The organism is Nostoc sp. C052 (assembly GCF_013393905.1).
Taxonomy (GTDB): domain Bacteria; phylum Cyanobacteriota; class Cyanobacteriia; order Cyanobacteriales; family Nostocaceae; genus Nostoc.
In genome coordinates this window covers 4,601,146-4,618,638 of record NZ_CP040272.1, presented here as the reverse complement: position 1 = coordinate 4,618,638, position 17,493 = coordinate 4,601,146, and the positions used below count along the sequence as shown (strand labels likewise).

21 protein-coding genes and 1 tRNA gene are annotated in these 17,493 nt (G+C 40.4%); 4 read left to right on the top strand and 18 right to left on the bottom strand.

Annotated elements, in window-relative coordinates:
- Positions 1 to 115 precede the first annotated feature (115 nt).
- Positions 116 to 1,714: a DGQHR domain-containing protein gene (locus tag FD723_RS19060; protein ID WP_179066735.1), complete on the top strand. Its 1,599-nt coding sequence runs from the start codon at positions 116 to 118 to the stop codon at positions 1,712 to 1,714.
- Positions 1,715 to 1,934: 220 nt separating this feature from the next.
- Here the strand turns inward: FD723_RS19060 and FD723_RS19055 are convergent, their stop codons facing one another.
- From FD723_RS19055 to argF, 10 genes are all read right to left on the bottom strand, one after another.
- Positions 1,935 to 2,915 (bottom strand): HNH endonuclease, encoded by a 981-nt coding sequence (locus tag FD723_RS19055; RefSeq protein WP_179066734.1) that lies wholly within the window; start codon positions 2,913 to 2,915, stop codon positions 1,935 to 1,937.
- Between the two features lie 74 nt (positions 2,916 to 2,989).
- Entirely contained in the window at positions 2,990 to 3,463 is a 474-nt protein-coding gene (locus FD723_RS19050; RefSeq protein ID WP_179066733.1) for a DNA phosphorothioation-associated protein 4, read from the bottom strand.
- A gap of 216 nt (positions 3,464 to 3,679) precedes the next feature.
- The gene (locus tag FD723_RS19045) at positions 3,680 to 3,850 is read right to left on the bottom strand and encodes a type II toxin-antitoxin system RelE/ParE family toxin (protein ID WP_306296985.1); all 171 of its coding nucleotides are present in this window, start codon (positions 3,848 to 3,850) and stop codon (positions 3,680 to 3,682) included.
- Between the two features lie 92 nt (positions 3,851 to 3,942).
- The gene (locus FD723_RS19040) at positions 3,943 to 4,167 is read right to left on the bottom strand and encodes a hypothetical protein (protein WP_179066732.1); all 225 of its coding nucleotides are present in this window, start codon (positions 4,165 to 4,167) and stop codon (positions 3,943 to 3,945) included.
- Between the two features lie 59 nt (positions 4,168 to 4,226).
- Positions 4,227 to 4,796: a Uma2 family endonuclease gene (locus FD723_RS19035; RefSeq protein WP_179066731.1), complete on the bottom strand. Its 570-nt coding sequence runs from the start codon at positions 4,794 to 4,796 to the stop codon at positions 4,227 to 4,229.
- 11 nt (positions 4,797 to 4,807) lie between these two features.
- The gene (locus FD723_RS19030) at positions 4,808 to 6,880 is read right to left on the bottom strand and encodes an AAA family ATPase (protein ID WP_179066730.1); all 2,073 of its coding nucleotides are present in this window, start codon (positions 6,878 to 6,880) and stop codon (positions 4,808 to 4,810) included.
- Positions 6,877 to 7,050, bottom strand: a complete 174-nt coding sequence (locus FD723_RS19025; RefSeq protein ID WP_179066729.1) for a hypothetical protein — start codon at positions 7,048 to 7,050, stop codon at positions 6,877 to 6,879. The genes FD723_RS19030 and FD723_RS19025 overlap by 4 nt, the downstream gene beginning before the upstream one ends.
- Before the next feature lie 327 nt (positions 7,051 to 7,377).
- Positions 7,378 to 8,859, bottom strand: a complete 1,482-nt coding sequence (locus FD723_RS19020; RefSeq protein WP_179066728.1) for a DNA phosphorothioation system restriction enzyme — start codon at positions 8,857 to 8,859, stop codon at positions 7,378 to 7,380.
- An 88-nt stretch (positions 8,860 to 8,947) separates the two neighbouring features.
- Positions 8,948 to 9,553: a transcriptional repressor LexA gene (gene lexA / locus FD723_RS19015; protein WP_179066727.1), complete on the bottom strand. Its 606-nt coding sequence runs from the start codon at positions 9,551 to 9,553 to the stop codon at positions 8,948 to 8,950.
- A gap of 146 nt (positions 9,554 to 9,699) precedes the next feature.
- Entirely contained in the window at positions 9,700 to 10,620 is a 921-nt protein-coding gene (gene argF, locus FD723_RS19010) for an ornithine carbamoyltransferase (RefSeq protein WP_179066726.1), read from the bottom strand.
- A 368-nt stretch (positions 10,621 to 10,988) separates the two neighbouring features.
- On the opposite strand from argF, the gene FD723_RS19005 reads away from it, so the two are divergent.
- Positions 10,989 to 11,060: transfer RNA gene (locus FD723_RS19005), tRNA-Thr, on the top strand.
- Positions 11,061 to 11,208: 148 nt separating this feature from the next.
- Positions 11,209 to 12,300: an integrase gene (locus FD723_RS19000; protein ID WP_179066725.1), complete on the top strand. Its 1,092-nt coding sequence runs from the start codon at positions 11,209 to 11,211 to the stop codon at positions 12,298 to 12,300.
- Between the two features lie 6 nt (positions 12,301 to 12,306).
- Here the strand turns inward: FD723_RS19000 and FD723_RS18995 are convergent, their stop codons facing one another.
- The 8 genes from FD723_RS18995 to FD723_RS18960 form a co-directional block, all read right to left on the bottom strand.
- Complete coding sequence (locus FD723_RS18995; protein ID WP_179066724.1) at positions 12,307 to 12,624, bottom strand: helix-turn-helix domain-containing protein; 318 nt, start codon at positions 12,622 to 12,624, stop codon at positions 12,307 to 12,309.
- An 85-nt stretch (positions 12,625 to 12,709) separates the two neighbouring features.
- The gene (locus FD723_RS42900; protein ID WP_256874863.1) at positions 12,710 to 12,916 is read right to left on the bottom strand and encodes a CRISPR-associated protein Csx3; all 207 of its coding nucleotides are present in this window, start codon (positions 12,914 to 12,916) and stop codon (positions 12,710 to 12,712) included.
- Between the two features lie 168 nt (positions 12,917 to 13,084).
- On the bottom strand, positions 13,085 to 13,633 hold the full coding sequence (locus tag FD723_RS18985) for an HAD-IIIA family hydrolase (protein WP_179066723.1): 549 nt from the start codon (positions 13,631 to 13,633) through the stop codon (positions 13,085 to 13,087).
- Positions 13,630 to 14,535 (bottom strand): Rad52/Rad22 family DNA repair protein, encoded by a 906-nt coding sequence (locus FD723_RS18980; RefSeq protein ID WP_179066722.1) that lies wholly within the window; start codon positions 14,533 to 14,535, stop codon positions 13,630 to 13,632. The genes FD723_RS18985 and FD723_RS18980 overlap by 4 nt, the downstream gene beginning before the upstream one ends.
- Positions 14,525 to 15,028 (bottom strand): HNH endonuclease, encoded by a 504-nt coding sequence (locus FD723_RS18975; RefSeq protein ID WP_179066721.1) that lies wholly within the window; start codon positions 15,026 to 15,028, stop codon positions 14,525 to 14,527. Before FD723_RS18975 ends, FD723_RS18980 begins: the two co-directional genes overlap by 11 nt.
- A 511-nt stretch (positions 15,029 to 15,539) precedes the next feature.
- Positions 15,540 to 15,746, bottom strand: coding sequence for a hypothetical protein (locus tag FD723_RS18970; protein WP_179066720.1), 207 nt, complete (start codon positions 15,744 to 15,746; stop codon positions 15,540 to 15,542).
- A 77-nt stretch (positions 15,747 to 15,823) separates the two neighbouring features.
- Positions 15,824 to 16,000, bottom strand: coding sequence for a hypothetical protein (locus FD723_RS18965; RefSeq protein WP_179066719.1), 177 nt, complete (start codon positions 15,998 to 16,000; stop codon positions 15,824 to 15,826).
- Positions 16,001 to 16,079: 79 nt separating this feature from the next.
- Positions 16,080 to 16,859 (bottom strand): hypothetical protein, encoded by a 780-nt coding sequence (locus FD723_RS18960; RefSeq protein WP_179066718.1) that lies wholly within the window; start codon positions 16,857 to 16,859, stop codon positions 16,080 to 16,082.
- 190 nt (positions 16,860 to 17,049) lie between these two features.
- Here FD723_RS18960 and FD723_RS18955 point away from each other — a divergent pair, with 190 nt between their 5' ends.
- A complete protein-coding gene (locus FD723_RS18955; RefSeq protein ID WP_179066717.1) occupies positions 17,050 to 17,322 on the top strand; it encodes a hypothetical protein in 273 nt (90 codons plus the stop codon).
- Positions 17,323 to 17,493 lie beyond the last annotated feature (171 nt).

Sequence of the window (17,493 nt, the reverse complement as noted above, 5' to 3'; positions counted from 1 at the left end):
CACAGACAAAACCCAGCGACCTGGGTTGAAGAAAAGTTTTTAAAAACTTTACTACTAATATCCAAATTTTTGGATAATTAAACGACATAATCCTATTCTGTTTTTAAAATTTAACATGAAAGATAGTGCATCTGACCCCACTGCTGACATCGCTAGAGAATACCTGGAACGGGAAAACAAGGAAAAACAGGTACTAGCTTTACTCCTAGAGAAGTTTTTAGGGAGAAAAGATCAGATTCTCGTTCAAAAAACCGAGATGGGTGGTACTGAGGCTTATGTTAGCTCTGTTACACTGGAATGGTTTGCAGGTCGGGTTCACTTCGCCTCTGGCTTACCTCTGTTTCAAAAAAAGTATAATCCTGAAACTGATAATGTCGAGATTGACGCGGATAGTATTGATGAAATTCAACAGCGTCCCCTTGATTGGTCACGTCAAGCGCCACTAGTGCAGTATTTGGCGGCTCGACACAACCATAAGTTTCCGCCAGTACTAGTAGTAATTAATCAACCGTGGGTAGATAATCCCAAAGCTGCTGAGTGGGATAGTGAAGGACGTGCCACCAAGTCTACTACTGATTTCGTCCCCTTAGATAAAGACGCTAAAGTAGGTCTGCTAAATATTTCTGAGGATGATGTAACTATTTATGCACTAGATGGTCAACACCGATTAATGGGTGTACAGGGGTTGATGGAGTTAATTAAAACTCGCAAACTCCAGCGCTATAAAAAAGATAAAGGTGCTGATGACAGTTTTATTACAGTCAATGATTTGATAGAAAAGTACCAAGTAGACCTTGCTTACTTGCAAAATTTACCCAAAGAGAAAATTGGTATTGAGTTCATCTGTGCGGTAGCGGCTGGGGAAACTCGCACCGAGGCGAGGCGGAGGGTGAGATCGATTTTTGTTCATGTCAACCTGATGGCTGCACCGTTGACTAAAGGTCAGCTAACACAGTTGAATGAAGATGATGGTTTTGCGATCGTTGCTAGAAAAATTGCAGTTACACATCCACTATTAGAACAACGACAAGAGCGCAATCCTCGTGTTAATTGGAATAGTGCAACAGTAGCCTCCAATTCTACAGTTTTGACGACTTTGCAAGCTCTACAAGATATGTCTGAGCGATATTTAGTTCATAAGTTTCCTCACTGGAAACCCTTGGAGAAAGGTCTAATTCCCATGCGTCCAGAGGATGAAGAAATTGAGCAGGGAATTGAGGAATTTAAAAAGCTATTTGATTTTTTGGCTAGTCTTTCTAGTTATAAAATTTTAGAACACGAGGATACACCAGCTTTACGGCGCTTTAGCTTTGAGAAGGATGGAGGTGAAGGAAATATGCTTTTCCGTCCAGTTGCTCAAGTTGCATTAGCGCAAGCTTTGGGAATTTTGGTATTTAAAAAAGGTTTTTCCTTAGCAGATATTTTTAAGAAACTGCGGAAGTTTGACCAGCAAGGTGGTTTTAGTGGTATGGAATATCCCCAATCTCTCTGGTATGGGGTTTTATATGACCCAAATAAAAAGCGTGTACAGGTTGCTGGACGAGATTTGGCGGCGAAGTTATTAGTTTATATCCTGGGTGGAATTCAGGAACAGATGGAACGTGCTGAACTTCGTAAGGCTTTGGCGGATGCTAGGACTGTGGAAGATAAAACTATAAGTTTTGATGGCCTGTTTGTTGAACCGAAAGCGGTAGGACTTCCAGCTATTCTGTAATGGATGAGATGGGAAACACTCTCCTGAATAACTTGCTAACTGCCTACAGAAATGAGGGGAGGGGAAATCCAGCCGCCTTTGGGCGTTCTGCTTCAACATGGTCTAACCTTCTTTTAGTTCCCATGTTGAAGTTAACTGAATAGTTAAACTTACCTGAGCGCTAATAACTATACCCATATTGGTAGTTAAACTCTTATATAGGTATAGTTTGATATTTATTTCATCTTGATTGAAATATGTTTTGGCGATGCCATTGCAGCGCTTCCTGTTCTGGAAAATGTTGCTCTGTATTTGGTAGAAGTATTGTTTCACCATGAAAATTTTTCATAGGTTTAGCATGGGGAGATGCTTCTTCCAAATGATTACTAACTATAATTTTGTATTGCTCATCTACAGCAAACCAACCGCGATCAAATGCCCAATGATGGTTTTTACACAGTGCTATTCCATTATGAATTCTACTATCATAGAATTGTGAGAATGGCTTTATATGTGCGCCATCAACGATGTTTTGAGTTACAGATTTAGTTACTTTAAGTCCACAAAAAGCACATTTGTAATCATAAATACTTATAATGGCTTTCCTGAAAAAAGCATTTCTAATTAATGCTTTTTTTAATCTCCATCTAGGATTAGCATCTAAATTACTAGACTCAATAGTTTTGTCTATCTGTAAAGGTACATCTTCAAAACTTTGGTTAATGTTTAAAAAAGTTTCTATCGTATTATCTTCAGATGGTAGCCAAGCTGAAATAAGTGCATCAATTAATATTTGCTTAGAAATTTCATCTTGAATGAAATTAAATAGTTCATCATCCAAATATGCATAGCCAACATCTTCCCTGAGTTTGGGAATTGTTTGCGGACGACCCCCATCATATTCCGAACTATAACGAAGATGCCAAAATTTCCCTTGGTCATTTTTTAGATGAAAAAAAGGAAGGGCAAAATCACTTCCCTTAAAAGTACTAGAAGCAAGTACTTCCCAATACTTCTTGAATGTATCAATCAATTCATCTGATATTGTAATACGATTATCTGTTATTAAATCTTGTGTAATTAGGTCAATTATAGATAAAAGTAATATGGGTTTATTAAGAGCATCACCCTTATTTTTACTTTTATACACCTTAATATTAGAAAAACATTCACAGTAATAAATTAAACTTAGCTGATGTACTGGCTGTTGTGCTTTACTCATTATTTAATTTTTATATAAATCGTAAGTATTTGCTCAATCTGTTGGTAATTATTCAGCAATAAATTGATGTTGTCTTATGAAAGAAATTTGCTTAAATCAAACTCTTCTTCTTGGGAGTTATCTTGAAACCTTTCATGACTGAGAATCAATAAAATTCTTTCAGAATAATCTACTGCGCCCCGGATTTCTGATTGTAATATTTCAAGTCCACCATTGGCATATTCTTCAAAAATATAATTACGTTTTTCGTTATTGTTTCCTTCTTCGAGAGATAAAAGTTTAATCTCTTGAGTTTCAGCAATTGCTATTAAATTTATTACTGTATTATATCCCCTGACTATAAACTGTTCTTGGGGTATTGGCGACGGTTCCCTTTTAGAAATCTCTCCCAAAGGCACACGTTTTTTATGCTTTGCACCCAAAGCTGCTGCAAACACAATCACATCAGCAAAAGTATTAAAAGGGCCTGTTCCACCATTTGAAGATGTTAAATCTTTTACTAACTCAGCCTTATCTTTAGCAACCCTGATTCTGCCAGTTTCCGCCATTGTTTTAATATCTACATTGTTGCTATTTTAACCGAAAGTTGGAAGCGATCGCACTTATTACCGCATTATTTTATACTAGTATGTGGGCGATCGCTAAACAAACAAATTATCCACTAACATAGTCCATCCTGGCACTGCGGGTTCAGCTTCAGCTACCTCACCACGTCGATACACTTGCGGTTCATCAGGATTAGTAGCACCATATTCCCGACTCTGCTAACTTTCATCTTTATAAATATCGCTACGATGTCCTATTTTAATTACAGTTACTATCAAAACATCATCACCTATTTCATAAACCACTCGATAATCTCCTACTCGAATACGATATGAATTATCATCAGCTTGTAATTTTTTTACCCCGTTTGGACGCGGTTCTATTGCCAAGTCGTTGATTTTAGTTTGTATGCGCTGTTGTACGTCTATAGGTAGTTTCCTAAACTACTTTTTCGCACCCCTTGAAAATTTAACTTCGTAACTCACGCAATATCCTTGTTTATTTCGTTTTGAATTTCATCCCAAGACACAGTGCCATTAATGCGTATATCTTCCCTAGCTTCTTTAATGGCTTTTAAGTCTTCTTCATCGTCTACATCATCGATTCTTTTTAAGAGTGCATAAATTTCATCTAAAGTACTGTCATAAGCTTGATGCAGCAGTACGTTGATATCTTTAATTAACTGTTCTCTTTCGTGTGCTGTCATTTTTAATCATCCGAGTGTGGGTTTACTTTTTCTGCCACTGTCTCTAGTTTTCCCTAAACTCAAGTTGGAAACTGAACATCTTCATAAACTAAAGAAATCGGAAAGTTAAAATCAACGCTAGTTAAATTAACCTCATCCCCTTCTTCATAAGGATGTAACTCCCAAATCCCTTTGTCATTGATACGAAAGCAATCTAAACTAATTTTTTCAGCATCAATAAGAACATATTCTTGTAAAGTTTTGATACGGCGGTACTGAATAAATTTACGACCTCTGTCGTAAGCTTCTGTACTGGGGGAGAGAACTTCGACAATTAGACAAGGATACTGAAGAAATTTAATAGCTTGTCTATCTCTTTCATCACAACTCACGACAACATCCGGGTAGTGAAATGGCCCGTTCTCAGTTACTCCTACTTTTGCATCTGCCATAAAAGCCCGACAAGAACTTCCTCGGAGGTGACTTTTTAATGCCGAAGCTAAGTTTAAGGCAATACTAGTATGAGGAATTGTCCCCCCAGTCATGGCAAAGACTTCACCATTGATATATTCGTATTTAATCTCTTGGTGTTCTTCCCATTCCAGGTATTCCTGGGGAGTCATATACTTTCCGTCTGGATTCGCAACCATAACTTTATCCTTTAAATATTACGTTCAACCGCAATAATTTCAGTATATTCATACTCGTTCGGACTTTGTTTCACCAAAGGATATCTTTCTCCACCCAATTCAATATAATCTTGTTCGCAATCCGGCTTAGAAGAATAATACGTAAGCACATATTCTTTACCAATTCTCTCTGTCATCTCTGCTTCTACTTCACCTCGCCACTGAGTTTTAGTTACTAAAACTATCAACTGATTCGCTAATTGGGGAATTGTCTTCGCAATGTGTCGCCGCGAATTCTCATCCAAACTACCGAAGGGTGAATCCATGACAATTGGGAAAGTACTACTGTCGGGAATCATCATCATTTTTCGCTTCTCACTCCATTCCCGTACTTTGTCAATGATGCTGGCTATAAAGGATAAACTGAGAATCTGATTTTCTCCGGTAGAAGCTGCAACTGGTGCTTCTATACCTGTAGTATTTTCTACTAATGTCAGTTCATATTTTTCACTAATTTTAGGAATGTATGGAGTTACAGAAATCTCCATAAATATCTCTTGTACTCGCTTTTCTAGTTGCAGGCGAAATTGTTGCTCTTGACGATTTCTAACTTCCGTTAATCGTTCGATTGCATCTTGAGTAGCGTAAATTCGTCGCTGTGCTAAAGTTTGCTTATCTTCATTCAGCTTTTGTTTAGCGATTTGTTTGTTCAAACCTTCAATTTCAGTTGTGAGTTGAGCAATTTGCTGTTGATTTGCACCCTGTTCTCGATTCAATTCATCAATTTTACTTTCAATTTCATCTAGCCGTTTTTGTAAACTGCTAATTTCTTCATTAGCATCTTTTCGCAACCGTTCTTGAATATTGTCTAAATCGCCTTCAATTTGAGATATGCTTTGCCTTAACTGATTAATCCTAGTTTGTTCTCTATCAACTTCTTCCCAAAAACCTATTGCTTGCTTATCAATTTCATCTACTTGAGCTATCATCCGAATTGCAGTTTCTTCTACCGCCGAGGAACCGGCTTTATTTAACCAAGTACTTACATGAGTATGAGAATGATTACCCTCATGTAATTCTGCGCCACAAATACAGCGCTGAGAATTGAGTAAATCACTGATAAATTCCCGCGAAATTCCTGATGTTAACTCGCCGCGCTGTTTCAAATCATTGATAATTCCTCGAAACTGGGATGTAGTTTCCGACAATAAAACTGTATAACCCCGCGCAGAGATAACTTTTTTCAGCGCTTCCTTTGTTTTTTTATATTCTTCTTGATTCGCCGTCTTCTGCGATTCTAAATCTTGCCATCTTTCTTGCAATTCTTTAGCTGCACTAAGTTCTCGTAAACGGTTACTTGTCTCTTTTTTAAAAGTTTGTTGATATTCTAACTCTTCTTTAATTTCCGTTTGCCGTTTAGTAATGCGTTCGCGTTCGCGCTCTATTTTTTCTTGCTGTCGTAATAGTTGTTTGGTTTCAGAATCACCAATTGCTTTTAATTCATTTTCTAGAGCTTTTTTAGCATCTCCCAAATGTCTAATAGAACGATTGATTACTTCTACACCCAAGAAAATTTTTGTAGCTTCGGCAATTTCGGCTTTTTTATCAGAACGGACTATTTCTTCAATTCGTTCGCCGTCAAAGAAAAAATATTGATGTAAAGTAGCAGGTAAAATTTGATTAATTATATCGTCTGGTTGCTGAGTTGGTATATTCCATTTGCCATCATCTGCACCAACCCACATGGTTAATTGAGTTTTGCCAGCGTCAAAATCACCTTCGTTTTTATAACCCCGACAGGCGCGTTTAACTCGATAACGTTTACCTTCATGTTCCCAGCCAATCTCTACCCAACATTCTACAGCTTGACCTTTTTGAGCTTCTGCGATCGCACGCTTATTAACTAACTGTTCTATTGATGCAAATGCTGCACTAAATTTCTCATATAATACCCACGTAAAGGCATTTAGTAAACTGGTTTTACCAGAGCCATTATTGCCATGAATAATCGTCGTATTTTGAACATCTCCACCAGCCAGAAGCATCTCTGGTGTCGTACCATAAAAGGAGCGAAAGTTGCATAGCTTGATTGAAGTCAGCTTCATCGCACCTCTTCCTTAATAATGTCCAAAATATTATCATTTATATGGCTGTTAATCTTCTTATCTAGCCTGCCTTTTTCCAGCTTCCATACCCGCTCAATAATTCGCCGTACCTCCGCCGGAGCGCTGTTTATTGGCTCTTGCACATCATCGATATTCGCATCTTGTGACATCTTCAGTTTGGAAATATAGATTTTCCATATTTTAACTTTGTCTAGTGCTGTATTTACCACCGTAAAGCCACTGTTAGCGTTATCTTTAATTTTGCAAAAACTATTTTTTTAAATTTATATTTTTCTTTGGAAAAGGACTTTATTATTAAATTGTCTTCTGGTATTATTAACATTAGCAATCTAGATCATAATGGGATGTAAGTGAAATTTTTAAAGCCACTTACATCCCATTATAATCTAATCCATAATTTTATTATTTCATACTTAATGCTTCTTTTTTCAAAACTTGAAAATTTTTACAAAAAAATACAACTATATAGTTCATCATCAAATATCTAATAAACCATAGCGCTTTTGTAAATCAAGTAACTTCATTCTTGCTTCCCCTGCATTATCAGCTAAATCAGCAAACTCTACAAAGCGCCGTAATTCTTTTTTCAACAAATTACGTTCAACTTCTATAGTTTCTCTATCCAAATCTGGGGGTAAAACAATCATGTCAAATATAGTGGCGCGTTCCTTTCCCGGATGAGGACGTAAAACTCGCCCCCTTCGCTGAATAAATTGGCGAGGATTTCCAGAACTTGATAAAATCACCGCAGTTTGAATTGCTGGAATATCAACACCTTCATCTAAACAACGAATTGCCACTAAACCTTGCAATTCTCCGCTTTCAAATTGATGGCGCAATATTTCCCTTTCTTGCAAAGTTGTTTGAGCTGTATAGGTACTAACTTTATACCCTAAATCCACTCCGAGAATTTTAGCAACAGCTTTAAGTTGGCGTAGAGATGAACGTTGTCCAGCATCTTGGGAACCATCACTACAATAAAAAAGTGTGTGAGTAGTTTCGCGGCGAGTAATCATTAAATCCCGCAAAGCATTTAATTTATTTTCCGCCGCACCAATTAACCTTGCTCTTTGCATCAACAACGGCTTTAAATCTTCATTGTCTTCAAAGCTTCCTGCGTCGCCATTTTCTCGATCTCGATATAGTAGCGATCGCCCAATTCTTTTAGTTAGCTTTAAATAGGCAATACTCTCTGCTTCAGTTAACTCCACCAACACCGGATAATACAGATAATGTACCAAAGCACCTTGAGCGATCGCATCCCTCAAAGTAAACTCTGGCTTGAGAACTGGGCCAAAATAATCAAATAGAGATTGCGTACCAAAATCATCAAAATACCTCTCTGGTGTGGCAGATAAAGCCAGCCTCAACCCAACACTTCGCGGTAAACTTTCTTCTAACTTGGGTGCGCCTAAATTATGCGCCTCATCCCCAATAATTAAAGTTTTGGCGGGAAAATATTTGAGTTGAGACTGAAACCCATCTCCAATTAAAGTGGAGTTCGTAGTTATGACAGTAACAAACCGTTGAGAACCAGAACGCAGATTATAAATTTGCGTAGAAAGTTGACTTTGCCAAGTGCGTAAATTCTCGAAAGCTAAAATGGGTTGCAAATTAAATTTTTCACATTCTCGCGCCCATTGGGTGACGAGATGGCGATAGGGACACACCACCACCAGAACTTGTAAATTAATCTGCTGATATAATTCACAAGCGATCGCTAATGCGGTAATTGTTTTACCACTACCAGTAGCCATTTTCAGCGTCCCTCTGCCATTGTTGGTAAACCAGCTAGCGATCGCTTGGCGCTGATATTGCCGTAATTGCAGAGACACAGGCATTCTTGGGCATCCTGGCAATGGTTGCGGAGTGTAATAACTGCCCTTACTTTCCCTTGCAAACGGTAATTTCAACCGGAAAGTGGGCAGTTGCAGCACTGGATTTTTCGTCAGGTACATATTTATTTAGTCATTAGTCATTAGTCATTGGGAAAGAGGAGACAGGAGTTTTTGAATTTTGAATTGATTTCTCCCCAGTCCCCATTACTTAGTTGTAACCACGCCAAACACCAATGAGTGAACCTTGTACCTGCACTTGTATAGCGCTGACTTCAATGGGATTGTACTTGGGATTTGCTGGTTTAAGAGTGACGCGATCGCCTTGGCGATAAAAACGTTTTAATGTTGTACCAAATCCATCAACTCTAGCGGCGACAATAGTGCCATTTTTTAAATGATTTGGTTCTGCTACTGGACGCAGAAATACCACATCGCCATCAGTAATTAAATCTTCGATCATGCTATCGCCAGCTACGCGCAAAGCATAAGTTTGGGGAGGTAAATCGAAATTAGAAAAGTCTAAATGATCTACAGCATCAGTAAACGGTTCTATTAAACCACCAGCAGCGATCGTGCCCAAAATTGGTACACCTTGCTTCACAGGACGCAAAATCCGAATCGTTCGCGCTTGTCCTTCAGTCCATTCTATATATCCTTTAGTCCGTAAATGTTCTAAGCGACTTTGAATTGGTGCTGGTGACTTCAAATTCATCGCTTGCATCATCTGCCGAATCGAAGGCGAATGCTGGTGCGTTCTAATGTATTCTGCCAACCATTCGTAAAGTTCTTGTTGAGCTTCTGTTAGACGTTCCATAAAAAAAGCGGGAAGTAATTATAAATGTCTCTAGAACATTAGTACTACAAAAAACTCCCCATAAGCAATAGAAAAATAAAAATATAAAAGGCAAAAGCAAGATGATTTTATTTTCTTTTGCCTTTTAACTTTTAACTTTTGACTTTTTACTCTGCTCCTAAGATACTAGCAAGCAAAGCTTTTTGGGCGTGCAAGCGATTTTCAGCCTGTTCCCAAACTCGTGATTGGGAACCTTCAATAACTTCTTCGGTAATTTCTTCACCACGATGGGCTGGTAAGCAGTGTAAAACAATTGCTTCTGGATCGGCAAGGCTCAATAGCTGCTCTGAAATTTGGTAAGGCTGGAAAATCGGCATTCGGTTATCGGCTTCTGCCTCTTGTCCCATACTTGCCCAAACATCAGTATAAAGTACAGCAGATCCCTTAGCGGCTAATTCTGGATCGTGAGTTAAAAGGACTTCAGTTTTGCGATTAGCGATCGCTCTTGCTTGCTCTACAATCCTAGAATCTGGCTCATATCCTTTAGGAGTAGCAATTCTGACATTCATCCCCACTAAAGCACAGCCCAACATCAGAGAATTAGCCATATTATTGCCATCACCCACGTAGGTTAAAGTTAACCCAGCAAGGGTGTCAAAGCTTTCTTGAATCGTCAATAAATCCGCTAATACCTGACAGGGATGTTCTGCATCAGTCAGCGCGTTAATCACCGGAATCTTGGCATATTCAGCAAAAGTTTCCAAATCTTGCTGGGCAAATGTGCGAATTGCCAAAATATCCAAATATCGATCTAACACCCGCGCCGTATCTTGCAAGGGTTCCCCGCGACTAACTTGAGTGACATTAGGGTTGAGATCGATTACCTGTCCACCTAATTGGTACATCGCCACGGTAAAACTTACCCGTGTGCGAGTCGAAGCTTTGGAGAACAACAACCCCAAAACTTTATTACACTGCAACTTCAGCTGTTGTGATTTAAGTTGAGCTGCCAATTCCAGAAGTTCTTGAAGTTCTATTGGACTAATGTCCACCAAACTTAATAAATCTCGTCCGAGCAGTGCTGCCATGCTTATGATCTGTAAAAAATAATTATATATTTCTGTTCCTTTATTCAGCTGTATGAAGAAAAAACAGTTTTGGAACTGTACCAGATATTTTTGCGTCCAGCCCAGATTTGAGTTAGCTTTGGCTATGAATATTAATTTATCAACTTTATTCGGCGATCAAAATCACTGATTTTTTCTGAGTAATCACGATTGCCACGCCAACTCAACCATCTAAGACGCAAAAAAGCAGCGATATTCCCAACATCTCTGGTTTGGTAGCCTAATTTCTGAAGAAGGAGATATTTTTTAGCAATTAGAGCTAGACAAATAAATTGATTATGGTACAATAAGAAATTGTGGTTGCTAATTACAAAGTAATCGCCAAGTTTGCCAGCATAGCACAGTGGTAGTGCATCCGACTTGTAATCGGAAGGTCGCGAGTTCAAATCCCGCTGCTGGCTTTAACGCAAAACCCCTACTTCCAGGGGTTTTCGCTTTTTGACTAATACCTGTTTCCGCGATTTAGCATATTAATACCATGCTAAATTACCCTGAAATATGGTTAACTGTGGAAAAGATTTAGTTCAAATTTAGTTCGGGTGTCGGGCGATGAAATGGACTCTTGAAGCAGTTAACGATCGCCTGAAAGCAGGGAAGATAGGCGTGGTGGTTTGTGTTAGGGGCGATCGCTTGTCTCTCCGTGCAACTTTCCCACCCAAGCCAGGTAGTAGCAAGGTTGTCTGGCATCAACAATATTTATCTCTAGGCATCTACGCTAATCCGGCGGGATTACAAAGAGCGGAGGCAGAAGCAAAGGAAATTGGCGGATTGCTAGCGAATGGGAGATTTGATTGGGAGAAATACCAGAACTCCCCGCTCTCTACCGCTACCGCCCATTCCTCTGAACACTGGATAGCTAGATTTGAAGCTGATTACTATGCCAGAAGGGGACAGACGCCTACTACTATTGCCACATGGAAATCTGATTATTTGCCAGCGTGGAAACTCCTGCAAGGGGAAATCACATCTGCTAATTTAATTGCGGCTGCAAGCAACGTACCAGCAAACACCAGAAAGCGAAAACTAGTATGCGAAAAATTCGCGGCACTCGCTAAATTTGCTGGAGTGACAGTGGATTTATCACCTTATACTGGCACTTATGGGGCAAGTGAATCATCGCCGCGATACATCCCCAGTACTTCGGAAATTGAAGAGGTGCGATCGCTTTTTGATGATCGCCCTGATTGGCAGTGGGCCTATGGTGTTCTTAGTACGTATGGTTTGAGGCCGCACGAGATTTTTTTCTGCGAAATCTCACCAGAGCCGCCACACATATTAAAAGTATTAAAAGGCAAAACGGGAAGCAGGGAAGTGTACCCATACCATAAGCGCTGGGCTGTGGACTGGGAGCTATACAAATCCTACGAGTTACCGGTTCTTGGGAAAACTTTTAAAGATTATGGCAACAGAGTAGGTAAAACTTTCAGTAGGCGCAAGGTAAGTTTTACGCCATATTGCCTCCGTCATGCCTTTTGTATCCGCCTTAGCACAGAATACAAAATACCCGTCGCAGTCGCGGCGGACTGGACAGGGCATGACAGCGCCGTTTTTCTTAGAATTTATAATCGCTGGATATCTGAATCTGAGAAGCGGCGGGTATTTGACGAAAGTCAAAATGCGAGTCCTAGAGTTCAATTGTGAAACTCCCTAGCGCCTCACCAATTTCCGAAGTCTACCAGTTGGGGCATAAGCTGAGGTTTCATCCATCTGAATTGTCATTCCGCCCTGCTCTAGGGCGTTGAGCATCTGGCTTACTGTCTGCGGATTGCACTCACAAATATCCGCGATTTCCTCAAAAGTGAGGGGATTAGCGGAAATGGCATCCAGAATTTTTAGAGCCAATATAGCCGATTTACCTACTCTTAAAAGCTCCAGTAACCATTCTTGCTCAGAATCAGCAAGAGTCCGAAATTTCTCTATTGCCAATGCACCTTCTTTTAGTCTATCGGCTGTTGGTTTGTACATAGTAGTTTCACTCCCTAATAGGGAATAATACAGTAAAGCGAAGGACTTCAAATCCTTCGCCATTATGAAATAATTTATACTTTTTCTAAACAATTACTGGCTCATCACTCAAAACTGTCCCTAGCTTGTACTCTGGGTCGTGAGTAATAGAAACTACATATCCCGATAGCTTGGGATCGAAAATAGCGATCGCCCCATAGAGATGGGACACCTTATGAGCAATGTGATAGGCAACAGGAATCGACTGAGAGCCATTGATTTTGAGCAGCCGCCCGCATCGGCTCGTTTTCAATAAGTTGGGGGAGCTTTTCGGCAACGAACTTGACTAGCTCAGAGTTAGTGGCAACTGTATCAGGCAAAAATCCAACTTCAAGGCGCTGGCAGTTTTTATCGTGGATGAGTTCCAGTTTGTACATAAGTTAATCCAAAATTTGATTATACGGACGGCTGGAAGTAGTCTCTACCAAGGGAAATCCTCATCGGGCGAGGAACCCCACCAATCAGATGCCCACAGAAAAGGGATATTTGCAGCATTAGCCGCGCCTTTGTCCTCATCTCTGTCGCCTACAAACAAAATCTGTTCTGGCTTTTGAAAACCGCAATGATTTTTCATAGCAGCATTGAGCATTCCAGCCCCAGGCTTGCGATAAGTGCCAGAATATTCTGCTCCCCAAGCTGTATGAATTGGGCTACTTTCTTCTGTGGGGTAAATGCAGCATAGCCAGCAGTGCAGTCCTTGGTAATCAGGGCAAAAATATATACAGGTAATTTCTGGGCATAGCCTTAAGGTTTGATACTGCTCTTGAATTGCATCTTCTAGCTGTTTGTGGCCTGCGGCTACTCCCCCTTGATTGGTTGCACCAACTATTAGCCATCCTTCGGATTTGTAGGAAGCGATCGCAATTTGGCTCGATGGAATAATTTCTTGATCAAGAGGATCTGAGATGAATTTTGCCCTTGATTTGGGTCGGCGAACTGTCCCATCCAGGTCTAAAATTAAAAGCTTCATTTGATTACTACCTCTTTAGCTGACCTCAAATATTCTAAAAACTCCGCGAGTTGTTTATCGCTTAAGTGTTGTCTTGAACGCACTTTGAACAACTCAAACAGCGCGTTTTGGGCTTGTTCAATCTGAATATTTTTCCGCTTCAAAAGCGATTCAATTTCGGCATTAAGTAGAGTGCGATCTATGGCAGGGGGCGACAAAGGTGGGGCTTGTATGACTGGATCAGATGATAGCTTGGGCGGAAGCTCAAGAGACTTCAGATGCCCCAAAAACGAACTCAGTTGATTATTAGAAAGCTCTGCCCTAGACTTCACTCCAAAAGTTTTTATCAAGTATCCAGACTCATTTACTTCCGCCCACTTCAACCTATCAAGTTGCAACTTAGTGGACTTCATTAGAGAATCCCTGCCAATTGGCTCAGACTTTGCTGTGGGTTGCTCTACCCAACCGTTCTCTGTGATGAATTTATTGGCGCGTTGGTCGCCTTTTTTCGCCATATACTTGGCAAACTCATTGCGCTTGGCTTTCTGGTCATCCAGATAAGCACAAATGCCAAATTGTTCGGCGGCATCTTTGAAGGCGGATCTAAATGCCTTTATCGGTGGCGATCCAATAGTCTTGGCTTTACCTTGTTCGTTAAGCTCAGGAAAAGTTTTATCATCGCCAATTCCAGTTCTAGTTACGCCACAGATGGTTAGTTCTACCAACATTACCGTATAGTCGCCGGCGATATTGGTAGAACTTACTTTGGTGTGCCACTCGCCAGGGCAGACGTTATTTAGGCGCTGGGTAATGGTTTGGTGGGGAACAAAAAACCAACGCCCTCCACCAGGAAGAGTGCGTTCTTTGTGTTCTTCGGGTGTGAACCATTCAATAAGTTTCGGGAGGATGTCCTCAAGGTTCATAATCGTTGCTCCTATCGTTAAGAAACCTTGTTATTTTGGTCAACCGTTCTAGGTTAAAATGCGGGCTTTGCAAATACCATTCCAGATAATCTTTATCCTGCTTAGAGCAATTACAAGAAAGACAACATGGCAAAATATTGCTCAAAGCATCACACCCTCCCTTAGCAATTGCTATTACATGATCAACCGTTAAATTTTCTTTAGTACTACAATAAATGCACTCATTTCCAAAAGCTTGAAAATGTACAGTTAGCTCAGATGCGCTGTAAGGGACTCTTAACGCCTCAGACATCCTAGCCCTGCGTTTATTACGGCTGATTGCTTTGCAAGCTTTTCCTTTAGCAGTTTTTTCATACTCTTTGCACCTTTGAAGTATTTTTTGTTTATTAGTCCGGTAATAACTATGCAAGTATTTAGGCATATAATCAGGATTAGCTTTTTTCCATTGCTTGATTCTTTCTTTTGCTTGCTTATTTCGTGATTTTATGGACACGCAAACAACACAAGTTCTCGAATTATTCCTGAGCGAATAACCAGTTTTCACATAGTCGTGTCCATATTTGCAAAGCAACCCTAAATAACACTTTTCTGGTATAGCTATACCTTCTGGACGTGGAGCATTTTTGCTGGGGAATATTCTTGTCCTACTGTTTTCTCTTTTACGCCTTAACAAATCAGCACAGTTTCACAATCAAAGTTTGACTTATAACGAAGTGATCGTCCTGTGCTTTCATGATCATGATTCCGAGGACAAAGCTTGCCTAAATAAAACAAATTACCTACATTGCCTACAAAATCTTGTGTTTCCTTCTTCTTGTTTTTAGGCTTTAATCTTACGCACTCTAAACACGCAGAGTTACTTTTATAGCGCAAAGACTTTTGAGTGCTTTCAAAAATATGATTTAAAGTGCAAGGTTTTCCAAGATAGGTGTTTGGGTTTAGAACCATACTTTTACCTTTTAGCTTGATAGGGGCATTGCTGCCCCATTGATAATTATTAAAATTTAACTTTGGCACTCACGACGACCGCGACCCCGGTGATCACTACAATCAACAGAAGGGTTGGCAGCAACGCGAGTCCCAGTACCAAGGCAGGGATTGCAGTCTGGATGTCCGTTATTTGGTGGCGTGTAACCGCCCTCAGCCAAAGCAGGTAGTAAAGAAAAAATTGAAAAAACAACGGTAGCGCCTAAAGATGGGATAAACTTCATGGTGTTCACTTGTAGTAAGGGTGGACGGGTGCGATCGCCGTTCTTGACGGGGCAGGCGATCGCATTTCAATAACTATTTATTCGTCGCTGTCGTCACTCAGATCATCAATACAGCCATCGATCAGAGTAATTGCAGTTTCCAAGCTGTTGCCAAAGTTTTCGTAACTGTGTATGAGGTCTTGCTTGTTCTCAAAAACTTCGTTGATTTTTTTCAAGGCTTCTTCCAAGATTAATTTTGCTTGTTCAGGTGTCATGGTTTTGGGAAGTGTATTTTGGATAGTTTATAAGGTGAGACGGTGCGACATCCAATCATGGGCATCGCACAACAAATAACTAAGCTGCAACTAACCGTTGTTCTAAAAAATTTTCTACTGCTATCTGGTGCTTGCACTTTGTTCCTCGATGATGACAATCAGCGCACTCACACCGCGAGTTTGGATCTGGATGCTTTGGGCGGACAGTGTAGCGGTTTTGGTTGGTAGAGTTCTCCACCACAAATTCGTCGCCCTGCTGTTCAAGCACAGTGATTGCTTGGGCGCGTGGGGAACGTACTGCCGACTCCAACTTTTGCTTTTCTTGTATCTTCGCAACAGCTACTATTGTCTCTTTAATCATTGCTCCAAAATCTTCCATCAGTCGCACACCCGTGAGATTGGATTTGTAGCCGCCACTGACTCCAATGATTAGGATTTGGATATCATCAACGATCGCCTCCCACACACCGCCGCGTATGGTCTGGCCAATCTTTTCAAATGCTATGGCAACTGATTCAGGCGAGTCTTGTGGAAGTGGTGAAATATCTCGTAAACCGCGATCGTATCCACTGCGATAACAAGGGTCATTGGACTGCATTTCTAGCCGATTGGTGGCATCTTGATAGCCTTGATGGTTATTCTTCATACGTTGCAAATCAGGAGCAATAACGTCTGCTTGTTCCTCAATATGTGCAACGAATTCAGCTTGGGCAACTACCTGGGGCTGTGCTGCCAGAATATCGATAATGCAATCTTCACGGCTGCGGCGGCGGGGTATTGAAAGCTTGTCGCACTCTGCCCTCAATTCATTGATGGAAAATTTTTCAAGGTTGCTACGAGAGTGAATTGGTTGTGTCATGATGGTTTAAATCCTTGTTGTGATCCGTCATTTCTAAGGTTCCAATTAGCGCCATTTTTCTTCGCGGGAGGGTGGCGCTTTTTGGTGTCTGTATTTAGTGTAAGGCAATTGCAGTGCAAAAGTCAACTAATTGCATTGCATGTTTTCGGAAAGCTAGGAGTAGCGCTATAATCAAGCCAGATATAATGCAATGCAAACGATGAGACTAACTGAACAGATGACTTTCCGTACCAGTGAAGATATTCTGTCGGAAATCAAAAAACTAGCTAAAAATTCCGGCAAAACATCCTCTCAGGTAATCAACGAATTATTGACAAGAGTTTTAGGGCTTGACCCTGATACCAAAGAAGAAAACAGCAAAATCGAGGAGATAAGACAGGAGATGAGATTAGAGATACAGCAGCTAAGACAGGAGCTAGAAGAGAGCTTCAGAGAAGCTCAAGAAGAAGCATTAAAAAAATAGAGAGCCTGAGAGAGGAAAATCAGTCTCTCAGGCTACAACGCGATCGCATTCTCAAAATGCTAAAAGAAGACCCGCCTCCGTCAAAAGACAAGGCGGGTTAATTTTTTACAACCATCTTAAGCATTGCATTTATTTTGCAATGCAGTATATTAAATTTAAGCGATCGCTTTA

What these genes read in the sequence shown, in the direction of transcription:
- FD723_RS19060 (WP_179066735.1), top strand. Translation starts at nt 116, where the DNA reads ATGAAAGATAGTGCATCTGACCCCACTGCTGACATCGCTAGAGAATAC.
- FD723_RS19055 (WP_179066734.1), bottom strand. Translation starts at nt 2,915, where the DNA reads ATGAGTAAAGCACAACAGCCAGTACATCAGCTAAGTTTAATTTATTAC.
- FD723_RS19050 (WP_179066733.1), bottom strand. Translation starts at nt 3,463, where the DNA reads ATGGCGGAAACTGGCAGAATCAGGGTTGCTAAAGATAAGGCTGAGTTA.
- FD723_RS19040 (WP_179066732.1), bottom strand. Translation starts at nt 4,167, where the DNA reads ATGACAGCACACGAAAGAGAACAGTTAATTAAAGATATCAACGTACTG.
- FD723_RS19035 (WP_179066731.1), bottom strand. Translation starts at nt 4,796, where the DNA reads ATGGTTGCGAATCCAGACGGAAAGTATATGACTCCCCAGGAATACCTG.
- FD723_RS19030 (WP_179066730.1), bottom strand. Translation starts at nt 6,880, where the DNA reads ATGAAGCTGACTTCAATCAAGCTATGCAACTTTCGCTCCTTTTATGGT.
- FD723_RS19025 (WP_179066729.1), bottom strand. Translation starts at nt 7,050, where the DNA reads ATGTCACAAGATGCGAATATCGATGATGTGCAAGAGCCAATAAACAGC.
- FD723_RS19020 (WP_179066728.1), bottom strand. Translation starts at nt 8,859, where the DNA reads ATGTACCTGACGAAAAATCCAGTGCTGCAACTGCCCACTTTCCGGTTG.
- lexA (WP_179066727.1), bottom strand. Translation starts at nt 9,553, where the DNA reads ATGGAACGTCTAACAGAAGCTCAACAAGAACTTTACGAATGGTTGGCA.
- argF (WP_179066726.1), bottom strand. Translation starts at nt 10,620, where the DNA reads ATGGCAGCACTGCTCGGACGAGATTTATTAAGTTTGGTGGACATTAGT.
- FD723_RS19000 (WP_179066725.1), top strand. Translation starts at nt 11,209, where the DNA reads ATGAAATGGACTCTTGAAGCAGTTAACGATCGCCTGAAAGCAGGGAAG.
- FD723_RS18995 (WP_179066724.1), bottom strand. Translation starts at nt 12,624, where the DNA reads ATGTACAAACCAACAGCCGATAGACTAAAAGAAGGTGCATTGGCAATA.
- FD723_RS18985 (WP_179066723.1), bottom strand. Translation starts at nt 13,633, where the DNA reads ATGAAGCTTTTAATTTTAGACCTGGATGGGACAGTTCGCCGACCCAAA.
- FD723_RS18980 (WP_179066722.1), bottom strand. Translation starts at nt 14,535, where the DNA reads ATGAACCTTGAGGACATCCTCCCGAAACTTATTGAATGGTTCACACCC.
- FD723_RS18970 (WP_179066720.1), bottom strand. Translation starts at nt 15,746, where the DNA reads ATGAAGTTTATCCCATCTTTAGGCGCTACCGTTGTTTTTTCAATTTTT.
- FD723_RS18965 (WP_179066719.1), bottom strand. Translation starts at nt 16,000, where the DNA reads ATGACACCTGAACAAGCAAAATTAATCTTGGAAGAAGCCTTGAAAAAA.
- FD723_RS18960 (WP_179066718.1), bottom strand. Translation starts at nt 16,859, where the DNA reads ATGACACAACCAATTCACTCTCGTAGCAACCTTGAAAAATTTTCCATC.
- FD723_RS18955 (WP_179066717.1), top strand. Translation starts at nt 17,050, where the DNA reads ATGCAAACGATGAGACTAACTGAACAGATGACTTTCCGTACCAGTGAA.